The 12,289-nt window shown below is 70.2% G+C and carries 12 protein-coding genes; 3 read left to right on the top strand and 9 right to left on the bottom strand.

Features of this window, described 5'->3' with window-relative positions; all coding sequences use genetic code 11:
* Positions 1–52: 52 nt before the first annotated feature.
* Positions 53–799 (bottom strand): lysophospholipid acyltransferase family protein, encoded by a 747-nt coding sequence (locus tag PH203_RS02700; protein WP_289916611.1) that lies wholly within the window; start codon positions 797–799, stop codon positions 53–55.
* 160 nt (positions 800–959) lie between these two features.
* Between PH203_RS02700 and PH203_RS02695 the strand changes: the two genes are divergently transcribed.
* Both PH203_RS02695 and PH203_RS02690 read left to right on the top strand, forming a co-directional pair.
* Positions 960–1,739 (top strand): alpha/beta fold hydrolase, encoded by a 780-nt coding sequence (locus PH203_RS02695; protein WP_289916610.1) that lies wholly within the window; start codon positions 960–962, stop codon positions 1,737–1,739.
* Positions 1,732–2,331 carry a hypothetical protein gene (locus PH203_RS02690; protein ID WP_289915599.1) on the top strand — a complete coding sequence of 200 codons (600 nt, stop codon included), beginning with the start codon at positions 1,732–1,734 and terminating at the stop codon, positions 2,329–2,331. The genes PH203_RS02695 and PH203_RS02690 overlap by 8 nt, the downstream gene beginning before the upstream one ends.
* Here the strand turns inward: PH203_RS02690 and PH203_RS02685 are convergent.
* From PH203_RS02685 to PH203_RS02660, 6 genes are all read right to left on the bottom strand, one after another.
* A complete protein-coding gene (locus tag PH203_RS02685) occupies positions 2,328–3,041 on the bottom strand; it encodes an endonuclease/exonuclease/phosphatase family protein (RefSeq protein ID WP_289915596.1) in 714 nt (237 codons plus the stop codon). The two genes, PH203_RS02690 and PH203_RS02685, sit on opposite strands and share 4 nt — an antisense overlap.
* 138 nt (positions 3,042–3,179) lie before the next feature.
* Complete coding sequence (locus PH203_RS02680; protein ID WP_289915594.1) at positions 3,180–4,133, bottom strand: ROK family glucokinase; 954 nt, start codon at positions 4,131–4,133, stop codon at positions 3,180–3,182.
* 54 nt (positions 4,134–4,187) lie between these two features.
* Complete coding sequence (locus tag PH203_RS02675; protein WP_289915592.1) at positions 4,188–4,685, bottom strand: DUF5304 domain-containing protein; 498 nt, start codon at positions 4,683–4,685, stop codon at positions 4,188–4,190.
* A 57-nt stretch (positions 4,686–4,742) separates the two neighbouring features.
* Positions 4,743–5,912: an ArsA-related P-loop ATPase gene (locus tag PH203_RS02670; protein ID WP_289915587.1), complete on the bottom strand. Its 1,170-nt coding sequence runs from the start codon at positions 5,910–5,912 to the stop codon at positions 4,743–4,745.
* Positions 5,913–5,946: 34 nt separating this feature from the next.
* Positions 5,947–6,390: an SRPBCC family protein gene (locus tag PH203_RS02665; protein WP_289915585.1), complete on the bottom strand. Its 444-nt coding sequence runs from the start codon at positions 6,388–6,390 to the stop codon at positions 5,947–5,949.
* A gap of 118 nt (positions 6,391–6,508) precedes the next feature.
* Positions 6,509–7,306: a metallophosphoesterase gene (locus tag PH203_RS02660; protein ID WP_289915583.1), complete on the bottom strand. Its 798-nt coding sequence runs from the start codon at positions 7,304–7,306 to the stop codon at positions 6,509–6,511.
* A gap of 314 nt (positions 7,307–7,620) precedes the next feature.
* Between PH203_RS02660 and PH203_RS02655 the strand changes: the two genes are divergently transcribed.
* Positions 7,621–9,417 carry an AMP-dependent synthetase/ligase gene (locus tag PH203_RS02655; protein ID WP_289915581.1) on the top strand — a complete coding sequence of 599 codons (1,797 nt, stop codon included), beginning with the start codon at positions 7,621–7,623 and terminating at the stop codon, positions 9,415–9,417.
* A 19-nt stretch (positions 9,418–9,436) separates the two neighbouring features.
* Here the strand turns inward: PH203_RS02655 and PH203_RS02650 are convergent, their stop codons facing one another.
* A complete protein-coding gene (locus PH203_RS02650) occupies positions 9,437–11,023 on the bottom strand; it encodes a GMC oxidoreductase (RefSeq protein WP_289916608.1) in 1,587 nt (528 codons plus the stop codon).
* An 83-nt stretch (positions 11,024–11,106) separates the two neighbouring features.
* Positions 11,107–12,249 carry a glycosyltransferase family 4 protein gene (locus PH203_RS02645; protein ID WP_289916606.1) on the bottom strand — a complete coding sequence of 381 codons (1,143 nt, stop codon included), beginning with the start codon at positions 12,247–12,249 and terminating at the stop codon, positions 11,107–11,109.
* Between the last annotated feature and the right edge of the window lie 40 nt (positions 12,250–12,289).

Here is a 12,289-nt window from a genome sequence, read left to right as displayed (position 1 = left end):
CTCGGCACCGCCGCGCCCTCCAGCTCACTCCCTGCCCCCCCCGAAGCCCCAGCTAGGACTCGGAGCGTTCCTTCTCGGCCTTCGCGAGGGCGGCCTTCGCCGCCTTCTCCGCTTCCTTCTCGGCCTTCGCCGCGTCCGCGATCTGCCGCTTGGCGGCGGTCGCGTACATGTCCACGTACTCCTGGCCGGAGAGCTTCATGATTTCGTACATGACCTCGTCGGTCACGGCGCGCAGCACGAAACGGTCGTGCTCCATGCCCTGGTACCGGGTGAAGTCCAGCGGTTCGCCGATGCGGATGCCCGGCCGCATCAGCTTGGGCATGACCTGCCCGGGCGGCTGGATCTTCTCGGTGTCGATCATCGCGACCGGGATGACCGGCGCGCCGGTGGCGAGCGCCACGCGCGCGAGGCCGCCCGGCTTGCCCCGGTAGAGGCGGCCGTCGGGCGAGCGCGTGCCCTCCGGGTAGATCCCGAACAGCTCACCGCGCTCCAGCACCTCGATGCCCGCCTTGATGGCCGCCTCACCCGCGCCGCGCGCGCCGGAGCGGTCCACGGGGAGCTGGCCCGCGCCCTTGAAGAAGGCGGCCGTCAGACGGCCCTTCAGCCCCGGTGTGGTGAAGTACTCCGCCTTGGCGATGAAAGTGACCTTGCGGTCGAGGACCGCGGGCAGGAAGAACGAGTCCGAGAAGGACAGGTGGTTGCTCGCCAGGATCGCGGGGCCCTCGTCGGGGATGTTCTCGAGGCCTTCCACCCAGGGCCTGAAGGCGACCTTCAGCGGCCCGCCGATGGCGACCTTCATCGTTCCGTACAACAACCCCGTGCCTCCTGTGTCTGTCGATCAGACCTTAACCCGGAGCACCGCCAAAGGCCCCGACGACCCTGGTCGGTGTCAGTGCGGTCGCGTACGGTGAACCTCACCTGGACTCGTTCACACCCTTCTCATGAACAGGAGACCGAAGGTGCCGGTCCTCCCCGGAGCCGAGCCGTTCCGCCACGAGGGCGGGGAGACAGGGGTCCTCCTCTGCCACGGCTTCACCGGTTCCCCGCAGTCGCTGCGCCCCTGGGCGGAGCATCTCGCCGAGCGCGGTCTGACGGTGTCGCTGCCCCTCCTTCCGGGGCACGGCACCCGCTGGCAGGACATGGCACTCACGGGCTGGCAGGACTGGTACGCGGAGGTGGAGCGCGAGCTGCGCACCCTGCGCGAGCGCTGCACCGAGGTGTTCGTGGCCGGCCTGTCCATGGGCGGCGCGCTGGCCCTGCGGCTGGCCGCCAAGCACGGCGACGAGATCAGCGGAGTGATGGTCGTCAACCCGGCGAACCGTATGCACGGCCTCGCCCCGTACGCCCTTCCGGTGGCGCGCCATCTGCTGCGGTCGACGCCGGGGATCGCCGACGACATCAAGAAGGAGGGCGCTCATGAGCTCGGCTACACCCGGGTGCCGCTGCACTCGGCGCACTCCCTGCGCCAGTTCTTCCGCCTCGTCGACGGTGAGCTCCCGCAGGTCACCCAGCCGCTGCTGCTCCTGCGCAGCGCCGAGGACCATGTGGTGCCGTCGGCCGACTCCGCGCGCGTGCTGAGCCGGGTGTCCTCCACGGACGTAACGGAGATCGTGCTGGAACAGAGCTACCACGTGGCGACGTTGGACCATGACGCGGAGCGGATCTTCGAGGAGAGCTTCGCGTTCATCGGCCGGCTCGCGACCGGTATCGGCAAGGAAGGGACGGCCGCACGTGGCTGAGCACGACTCCGATCGCGAGGACCGCGAACCGGAAGAGCAGGGCGTCCCCTTCGACGAGGCGGCGGCCTGGGAGGCGATCGTCGCCGGGTACGGCGATGAGCCGAAGGACCCACCGGGCGCCAAGCCGTTCAAGTCGGTGGAGGACCTGGCGCTGCTCGAGCCCGACACCAACGACGAGAAGCCGAAGGAGAAGAAGGAGAAGAAGGAGGAGGAGAAGGAGGAGGAGGACGAGAAGCCGGCGTCGGCGAAGCCGCTGGGCAGCTCGGTCTCCTTCGCGCCCGGGGTCGGGCCGCGCGACTACACGATGCCGGAGCCGTCCGAGGACGACTTCGAGGAGGACGACGAGGGCCACTTCGTCCCGCCGGAGCCGCCGCCGCTGCCGGCCGCCGACACCACGGCCAAGTTCGCGTGGCTGGCGGTTCTCGGCGGACCGCTGCTGCTTCTGCTGGCGATGCTGCTCAGCTGGGACATGACCTGGTGGCTCGCGACCCTCGGGATCGGCGGCTTCCTGGGCGGGTTCGCGACGCTGGTGGCGCGCATGCGGACGGACGAGGACGAGGACGACGACCCCGGGCGGGGTGCGGTCGTCTAGCCGACGGGGACCTTGAGGGTGGCCAGGACCGGAAGGTGGTCCGTGGCCGCCCTCAAATCCGTCTCGGGGAGGTCGAGCGGTACACCGCAGCCGAGCACCTCGATGCCCTTCGTCGCGAAGATCGCGTCGATGCGCTGATGGGGTTCGGTACGGGTCCAGGTGTGTTCGCCGCCGTCGGGTGCCACGGCCCAGCAGTCCTGGAGGGTGCTCGTGAGCCGGGTGAAGGTGCGGCCGCCGGGGCGTTCGTTGAGGTCGCCGCCTGCGACGGCGTGCTCTACGCCCATGCCGGCGACGCGGTCGAGGAGCAGGCCGGCCTGTTCGTAGCGCTCGCCCTTCTGGAGGCTGAGGTGGCAGCTCAGCACGCCGAGGCGGGCGCCGCCGAGAGTGACGACGGCAGTGGCGAAACCGCGCCTGTGCTGTCCCGGAGTGAGCGGCAGCAGGACGTCTTCCGTGCGCTCGACGGTGGTGCGGAGGTTGCACAGGATCGCCGGTCCTGCGGCTGTGGCTCCGCCGGTGAGGATGACGAGGTCTGCTGCGCGGGCCAGGCGGGCGAGTTTCTTGCGCCAGCGGAAGAAACGGGGGGCTTCCTGCACCAGTACAAGGTCCGGTGCGCACGCGCGGATCACCCTGACCAGCGCATCCGTGTCGTCTCGCATGGAGCGGATGTTGTAGCTCAGGACTCGGATGAGGGCTGAACTCTGGGGCAGCATGCGGGTAATTTACGCCCAATGACTCGGGGCGCGAGGTACATGTGCGACTGCCGCTGCGTTGTGGCTTGTCGCGCTCACGCGGCGGAGCCGCATGTTGATGCAGCCCCGCGCCCCTGGGTAGGACACCTCAGGCCTCAGTTACATGATCGGATCGGGTTCCCTCGCCAAGTCCGCCGCGCCCACCAGCCCGGCCTTGTTACCCAGCTGGGCCGCGATCACATCCGCCACCGGGCGCCAGTTGCCGCCCACCAGCCAGCGCTTGTAGGACTTGCGGATCGGGTCGAGGACCAGTTCGCCCTCGTCCGAGAGGCCGCCGCCGACGATGAACGCGGAGGGGTCGAAGAGGGAGGCGAGGTCGGCGAGGCCGGCGCCGGCCCAGCGGGCGAGCTCGCGGTAGGAGTCGACGGCGACCGGGTCGCCCTGGCGGGCGGCCATGGAGATGTGCTTGCCCTCGATGCCGTCGGGGCTGCCGTCGCCGAGGCCGAGAAGGATCTCGGCGTTCTCGGGGGTCGCGTTGGCGCGCTGCTTGGCGTACCGGACGAGCGCGCGCCCGGAGGCGTACTGCTCCCAGCAGCCCTGCGAGCCGCAGCCGCACAGCAGGCCGTCCGGGACCATCCGGATGTGGCCGAACTCGGCGGCGACGCCGAAGTGACCGCGGCGCAGCTTGTTGCCGATGATGATGCCGCCGCCGAGGCCGGTGCCGAGCGTGATGCAGATGACGTTGCGGTGGCCCTTGCCGGCGCCGAACTTGTACTCGCCCCACGCGGCCGCGTTGGCGTCGTTCTCGACGACGACCGGGAGGCCCACGCGGGCCTCGACCTTCTCCTTCAGCGGCTCGTTGCGCCAGTGGATGTTGGGCGCGAAGTAGACCTCGGAGCGCTGCCGGTTGACGTAACCGGCCGCGCCGATGCCCACGCCGACGATCTCGTGCCCGGCACGAGCGCCCTCTACGGCGGAAGCAATGGCGTCCACGATGCCCTCGGGCGTGCCCGGGGTCGGCACCTTGTGGGTCGAGAGGATGTTGCCTTCCTCATCGACCACGCCGGCCGCGATCTTCGTGCCGCCGATGTCGACGCCGATGGTGAGTCCCATGAATCCCTCAGTTTCGGTCGAGCCCCGCTACGGCCCACCGTACCCGAGGGGGCTCTAGTCGAGGTCGATGCGCTCCCCCGGACCAGGGTCATCGCCCCGGTCCTGGCGGCGCTCCTCCAGGTCCCTCGGATCGGTGCTCCGGTTGGTCCAGCGCTGTTCCTGGGCCTGGACGGCGGAGCGGTAGGCGGCGAGCAGTTCGTTGCCCGCGGCCGCCAGGTGGTCGAAGACGTCCGGGTTGCGTTCGATGACGGGCTCGACGGCGGCCTTGGCCTGCTGGACGACCTGGTGCACCACCTGCTGGGCGGCCGTACCGGCGACGGCTCCGAACAGGGGTGACTGGAGGGACGACAGCTTGTCGGTGACGGCGTCGACGAGCTTGCGCAGTTCCTCGGCGGCCGCGCCCGGGGGCGGGCCGTACTCGGCGCGACGGCGGGCCTTCTCCGCCGCGAGGTCTTCGGCACACGCCGTCGCCCAGGCGTCGGCGTCGGTCGCCCGCACCTCGTCGCCGGCCTCGCGATCGGCGGCCTCTGACGGGGGGAGCTCTTCGCTCATGACGGACTCCTGACTACGGTTCGTCCCTACGACGTTACCCGAACGGGCGCACCGGGTTCACGGGGTCTGCGGCCAGAGATCCGGGTCCGGCGCGAACCGGATGGCGAGCTCCCCGTCCCGCAGCGCGGCCCCGGCGACGGTGCACCGGCGCAGCGCGGACGGCAGCGGCACGATCCGGCGGAACTGCCCGGCGGTGACGACGAGTTCGTCGCCGCGGCGGATGAGGTCGAGCTCGTCGCGTACGGCCCCGGGCAGGGGGATGCGCCAGACCAGGACACCGTCGTCGGCGAGGCGGTCCTCGACCGGCCACTCGACGACGGAGGTGGTGCCGGCGGCACCGGGAACGGCGAGGGCGGCGAGGTCGTCCGTGCCGCGCGGGTCATGGCCGAGGTGCCGGACCGGTCGTACGTCGTACGTCTCCTGCCACTCCTCCAGACCCTTGCGCTGCTGTGCGGCCAGCCCGGCGAACCATCCGTCCCCCGCCTCTCCCGGCAGCACCCGGCTGGCCACCAGCACATCGGTCCGCAGTCCGCGCAGAGCGAGGGCGAGCCCCGCGGCGCGCACGGCGTCGGCACCGGCCGGACCGGGCTCGGCGACCAGCCGTACGACGGTGTCCCGGTCCGCGAGGACCGCCTCGACCGCGCCGAGCTCCATGTCCCAGCGCGCGGCGGTCTCGTACAGCCATTCCGAGGGCATCGGGACGCCGGCCAGTCGCCCGAGCACGGGGCGCAGGGCCCGGGCCGCCTGGCGCTCGGGGGGAAGGAGGCGGCGCAGATAGCGGCGCAGTTCCTCGGGGAGCGCGAGGAGGGCGAGGGCCTGCGGGGTGGGCGGGAGGTCCACGACGAGGAGGTCGTGGCGCTCGGAGAGTGCCGCGTCGCGCAGGGCCCGCAGGAGGGTGAGCTCCTCGGCGCCGGGGAGGGGGGTCACCTCCTCGGCGTCCAGCCGGGAGGCCCCGAGAAGGTCGAGCACGTTGGCGGCACGTTCCTGGAAGCCCGCGAGGTCGTCCCGGAAACCGGCGGTGGCGTCGGGCCGCCAGGCGGTGAGCCCGTCCCGGACCTCCACGGGGACCGGGCCCGTGGCCGCACCGAGGACCGCACCGAGGGTGTCGGTGCGATCGGCGCTCAGGACGAGAGCGCGTACGCCGTCACGGGCGGCGGCGAGGGCGGTGGCGGCGGCAACGGTCGTACGACCGCCACCACCGGGACCGGTGATCAGGAGGGTGCGCATGGGAGTGAACGGTAGATCCCCAGGCGGTGAATCCCTACTTCGCCCCCGACTCCACCCGCTTCTTCAAGCCCGCCAGCGCCCGGTCGATGATGACCTTCTCGGCCTTGCGCTTGATCATCCCCAGCATCGGGATCTTGACGTCCACGGTCAGCAGGTAGGTGACCTCGGTCGCCCCGGCCCCCGTCGGCTTGAGGATGTACGACCCGTCCAGCGACCGCAGCATCTGGGACTTGACGAGGGTCCAGGACACCTCGTTCTCCCCGGTCCACGTGTATCCCAGAACCTGGTCGTCCTTGATCGCCCCGGCGTCCATGACGAGCCGCACCTGCTCGGCACGGCCGGACGCGTCGGTGGAGAGGACCTCCGCCTCCTTCACCTCGCCGGTCCAGTCCGGGTAGCGGGCGAAGTCGGCGATCACCCCCATGACGTCGGCCGGTGCCGCCTCGATCGTGATGCTCGAGCTGGTGTGTTCCGCCATCGCCGTGGCTCCTCCAGATGCGGGCCGGTAAAGCAGGTCTGCTCACAAGGTGGTCTTGCGTACGTGTGTGCAGCGTGAAGGCTACCGCGCACGTGAGCGCCCGACTTCACCGCCCACCTCACCATTCCAGGGCCCAGGGTCTGCCGCTCCCCGCGAAGTGCCCCACGTTGACGCACTCGGTCGCCCCGATCCGCATCCGCCGGACCAGGGGCTGGTGGACGTGACCGAACAGCGCGTAGCGGGGGCGCGTGCGCCGGATCGCGTCCAGCAGCGCCCGGCTCCCCCGCTCGAAGCGGCGCGCGACGGTGTCGTAGACCAGCTCCGGGACCTCCGGCGGGATGTGCGTGCAGAGCACGTCGACCTCGCCCACCGCCTCGATCTTCGCCGCGTACTCCTCGTCGCTGATCTCGTACGGCGTGCGCATCGGCGTCCGCAGCCCGCCGCCGACGAAGCCGAACACCCACCCGCCGATCTCCGCCCGCTCCCCGTCCAGGACGGTCGTGCCCGGTCCGGCGTACTCCGGCCACAGGGGCGGCATGTCGACATTGCCGTAGGTGGCGTACGTCGGTGTCGGGAAGGCCGCGAACATCTCTGCGTACTGCTTGCGTACCGCCTTCTCGATGGCCGCCGCCCGGTCCATGCCGATGCCGGCCCACAGCCGGGCGCCGAACGCGCTCGCCTCCTCGAAGCGGCGGGCGGTGCGCAGCTCGACGATGCGGTCGGCGTTCTCGACCCCGAAGAGGTCGGGGAAGATCCCTCGGGAGTGGTCGGCGTAGTCGAGGAAGAGCACCAGGTCGCCGAGGCAGATCAGGGCGTCCGCGCCATCGCCGGCCCGGGCCAGGTCACGGGCGTTGCCGTGCACGTCACTGACCACATGGACGCGCGTCCTGCGATTACCGGCCGATGTGGGTGCCATGACGATCAAGGGTAGGCGTGTGCGGCATACGTGAACAGTGCCGACGGGACCTGCGGTTACTGGCTAGTCATCAAATGGGTCGACTACTGTGCGCGGAAAGAGACATCAATCCGTGTGACGCAGCGAACATCTCGCCGGACCCCCCTGTCGGAGACGCCATACCGGCGGGTAACGTCCGGGCAGTCCAGTCGTGCTCAGGATTTCAACCAGTGGCCACAAACCACTCGTGAGCCCCGAGCACCTGCCCGAGCCTTGGACCGCACCGTCGCATCGCACAACGTCGTGGCGCCGGCGCCCTATGAGGAGCAGCAGTCTTGCGCGAGTTCAGCCTTCCGGCCATGTACGAGGTCCCTGCGGACGGCAACCTCACGGACATCGTCCGTAGAAACGCCGCGCAGCATCCCGACGTCGCCGTGATCGCCCGCAAGGTGGGCGGTGCCTGGCAGGACGTGACCGCCACGACCTTCCTGGCGGAGGTGCACGCCGCCGCCAAGGGGCTCATCGCCTCCGGTGTCCAGCCCGGCGACCGCGTCGGCCTCATGTCGCGCACCCGCTACGAGTGGACGCTGCTCGACTTCGCGATCTGGTGCGCGGGCGCGATCACCGTGCCGGTGTACGAGACCAGCTCCGCCGAGCAGGTCCAGTGGATCCTCTCCGACTCGGGCGCCACCGCGATCGTCGTCGAGCTGGACGGCCATGTGGCCGCCGTCGAGTCGGTGCGCGAGCAGCTGCCCGCCCTGAAGCACGTCTGGCAGATCGAGGGCGGCGGTGTCGAGGAGCTGGGCAGGCTCGGGCAGGACGTCACCGACGCCGCCGTCGAGGAGCGCAGTTCGCTCGCCAAGGCCGACGATCCGGCGACCATCGTCTACACCTCCGGCACCACCGGCCGTCCCAAGGGCTGTGTGCTGACCCACCGCAGCTTCTTCGCGGAGTGCGGCAACGTCGTGGAGCGGCTGCGTCCGCTCTTCCGCACCGGTGAGTGCTCGGTGCTGCTCTTCCTCCCGCTCGCGCATGTCTTCGGGCGTCTGGTGCAGGTCGCGCCCATGATGGCGCCGATCAAGCTGGGCACCGTCCCGGACATCAAGAACCTCACCGACGAGCTCGCGAGCTTCCGCCCGACCCTGATCCTGGGCGTCCCGCGGGTCTTCGAGAAGGTCTACAACTCGGCGCGTGCCAAGGCGCAGGCGGACGGCAAGGGCAAGATCTTCGACAAGGCCGCGGACACCGCGATCGCGTACAGCAAGGCGCTGGACACCCCGTCGGGCCCGTCGCTCGGTCTGAAGATCAAGCACAAGGCCTTCGACAAGCTGGTCTACAGCAAGCTGCGCGCGGTCCTCGGCGGCAAGGGCGAGTACGCCATCTCCGGCGGCGCCCCGCTGGGTGAGCGGCTCGGTCACTTCTTCCGCGGCATCGGCTTCACGGTCCTGGAGGGCTACGGCCTGACCGAGTCCTGTGCGGCCACGGCCTTCAACCCCTGGGACCGGCAGAAGATCGGCACGGTCGGCCAGCCGCTGCCCGGCTCGGTGGTCCGCATCGCCGACGACGGCGAGGTCCTGCTGCACGGCGAGCACCTGTTCACCGGCTACTGGAACAACCCGGGCGCGACCGAGGAGGCGCTGGCCGACGGCTGGTTCCACACGGGTGACATCGGCACCCTCGACGAGGACGGCTACCTGCGGATCACCGGCCGCAAGAAGGAGATCATCGTCACCGCGGGCGGCAAGAACGTCGCCCCGGCCGTGATCGAGGACCGTATCCGCGCCCACGCGCTGGTCGCGGAGTGCATGGTGGTGGGCGACGGGCGGCCGTTCGTGGGCGCGCTGGTCACCATCGACGAGGAGTTCCTGGGCCGCTGGGCCGCCGAGCACGGCAAGCCCGAGGGTGTCACCGCGGCGTCGCTGGTCGACGATCCGGACCTGAACGCGGCGGTCCAGGCGGCGATCGACGACGGCAACGCCGCGGTGTCGAAGGCGGAATCGGTGCGGAAGTTCCGCATTCTCTCCTCCCAGTTCACGGAGGACTCGGGCCACCTGACGCCGTCCCTGAAGCTCAAGCGCAACGTGGTGGCGAAGGACTACGCGGACGAGATCGAGGCGATCTACCAGAAGTAGCAGGCCTTCTGAAACAGCGTCATGGCGCGGTGTCCTCCACGAGGACCCGCGCCATCGTCCTTTCCGCGAGCGCCGTGATCGTCACGAACGGGTTCACCCCGATCGAGCCGGGCACGAGCGAGCCGTCGGTGACGTACAGCTTCGAATACCCCTTCACCCGGCCGTAGTTGTCGGTCGCCCTGCCCAGCACACAGCCGCCGAGCGGGTGGTAGGTGAAGTCGTCGGCGAAGGTCCTGCTGGGCGTGCCGAACAGATCGGTCCGGTAGATGGTCGTGTTCGCCGAGTTGATCCGGTCGAACAGCTTCTTGGCCATGCCCGACGACACCGCGCTCTGGGCGGCGGTCCAGCCGAGCTTCACGCCGTCGGTGGCGCTGTCGTACGTGAACGCGGCCCGCTGCGGGTTCTTGGTGATCGCCAGATAGAGGCTGACCCAGTGCTCCAGTCCCGTGGGTAAAGGAGCGATCTCGGCGAAGACCGGGTTGGCGGTGTTGGCCCAGTCGTCGATGCCCATGACCGGCATGGTCGACTGGTTCGCCCCGACCGTGTCCCACAGGTGGTTGGCCCGGCCGAGCATGGTGTTGCCGTTGGGCCCCCAGCCGACGCCGACGCTCGCGTCGAGGGCGGGAAGGGTGCCCGTCTCCCGTGCCCGGACGAGGAGTTCGGTGGTGCCGAGGCTGCCGCCGCCGAGGAACAGGTAGGTGCAGCTGTACTGCTTGGTCTCGACGACCGTGCCGGCGTCGTTGATCCGGTCGGCGGTCAGGATGTACGAGCCGTCGCCGGCCCGGCTGATGGCCCTGACCCGCTCCATCGTGTTGATGGTGACGTTGCCGGTGCCGAGCGCGGCGGCGAGGTAGGTCTTGTCGAGGCTCCTCTTGCCGTGGTTGTTGCCGTAGATGACCTCCTGCGCGAGCGCCGACTTGGTGGCCGTCCCCGCGGCCTCCTTCTGCATGTAGGCGAAGTCGTAGGTGCTGGGCACGAACGTGGTCCTCAGACCGGTCTTCTGGGCGTGCTTGCGGGAGATCCGCGAGAAGCGGTACCACTCCGTCGACTCGAACCAGGCGGGGTCGACGGTGTTGACGCCGAGCATGGAGTTGGCGCGCGGGAAGTACGTCGCGTACATCTCGTTCGCGTCGACGGTCGGGAACTGCTCGGCGAAGTACGACTTCAACGGCGTGACCGCCATACAGCCGTTCACCAGGGAGCCGCCACCGACGCCCCGCCCCACGAACACCGACATGTTGGCGAACCGCACCCGGTCCAGAACCCCTGGATACAGGCTGATGTCCCTGTTGACGACGTCCAGCCACAGGAAGGTGGCCAGCGGCGCCTCGGTGCGGGTGCGGAACCACATGGAGCGCTGGTCCGGGTTGGCGGTGGAGCAGAAGATCTTGCCGTCGGAGCCGGGGGTGTTCCAGAGCCGGCCCATCTCGATCATGATCGTGCGAATGCCGGCCTGACCGAGCCGGAGGGCGGCGACGGCGGCGCCGTAGCCCGAACCGACCACGATGGCGGGCGCGTTGTCGACGGCGGCCGGTTCCACGGCCTGTGCCGACTGTAGACCGATGCGGGTGAGACCCGAGGCGGCGGCCGTCTGGAGGGCGACCATGCCCAGGATTTGACGTCTCGTCAGCTGACGCTGCATCAGTTGTGCTGTCATGGACGCAGCATCGGCGGATTATCCGCGTCCGGCTATAGCAGCGTCTTCAACTTTTCCGCCAACAGGTCCCACCGCCACTTCTCCTCGACCCACTCCCGCCCCCGCTGCCCCATCCGGCTCCGCAGTTCCGGGTCCCCGAGGAGTACGACGATCCGCTCGGCCGCCTCCTCCGGCGAACCGCCCCGCACGACCCACCCGGTCTCACCGTCCAGGACGGCGTCGGGCGCCCCGCCCGAGTCACCGGAGACGACCGGCAGCCCGGTCGCCGAGGCCTCCAGGTACACGATCCCGAGCCCCTCGACATCCAGCCCGCCCCGCCGGGTCCGGCACGGCATGGCGAAGACGTCCCCGGCGCCGTAGTGCGCGGGCAGCTCGGACCAGGGGACGGAACCGGTGAAGCGCACGGAGTCCGCGACCCGGGTCTCCTGGGCCAGCTTCCGCAGCTCCTTCTCGTACGGACCGCCGCCGACGATCAGCAGCACGGCGTCCGGCTGAGCGGCCAGGATCCTCGGCATCGCCAGGATGAGCGTGTCCTGCCCCTTGCGCGGCACGAGCCGCGAGACACAGACGACCACCGGCCGGTCGGTCAGCCCGAGCCGGGCCCGCACGACATCGCCGCCCGACCCGGGATGGAAGGTCTTCTCGTCCACCCCCGGCGGCAGCTGCACCATCCGCGAGGCCGCCTCCGGCGTCAGCGCGCCCGCGATCCGCGAGCGCGTGTACTCACCGAGGTAGGTGATGGTGTCCGTGCCCTCCCCGATCCGCCGCAGCAACTGCCGGGCGGCGGGCAGCTGGGCCCACCCCGTCTCGTGCCCATGGGTGGTGGCCACCAGCCGCTCGGCCCCCGCCTTCCTGAGGGCGGGCGCCATCAGCCCCAGCGGCGCGGCCGCCCCGAACCACACCGACGTACAGCCGTGCTCCCGCAGCAGTCCGGTGGCCGTACGCGTCACGCCCGGCGTCGGCAGCAGCATCGTCGTACGGTCGCGTACGACGGTGAAGGGCTGCTCGGCGTCGAAGGCGGCCGTGGCTTCTACGCCCTCCCGGCCCCGCTTCCAGGTCGACGCATAGACCACGAGCCGCTCGGGATCCAGGCGCAGGGCCATGTTGTGCAGGAACGCCTGAATACCGCCTGGCCTGGGCGGGAAGTCGTTCGTGACGATCAGGGTCTTGGACATCGTCGTGCGCATCGCCGCCGACCCTATCCAAAGCCGGGCC

Origin of the sequence: Streptomyces sp. S.PB5, assembly GCF_030403745.1 — a bacterium.
In the GTDB taxonomy this organism is placed as follows: Bacteria; Actinomycetota; Actinomycetes; order Streptomycetales; family Streptomycetaceae; genus Streptomyces.
This window is presented reverse-complemented; position numbering and strand designations above follow the sequence as displayed.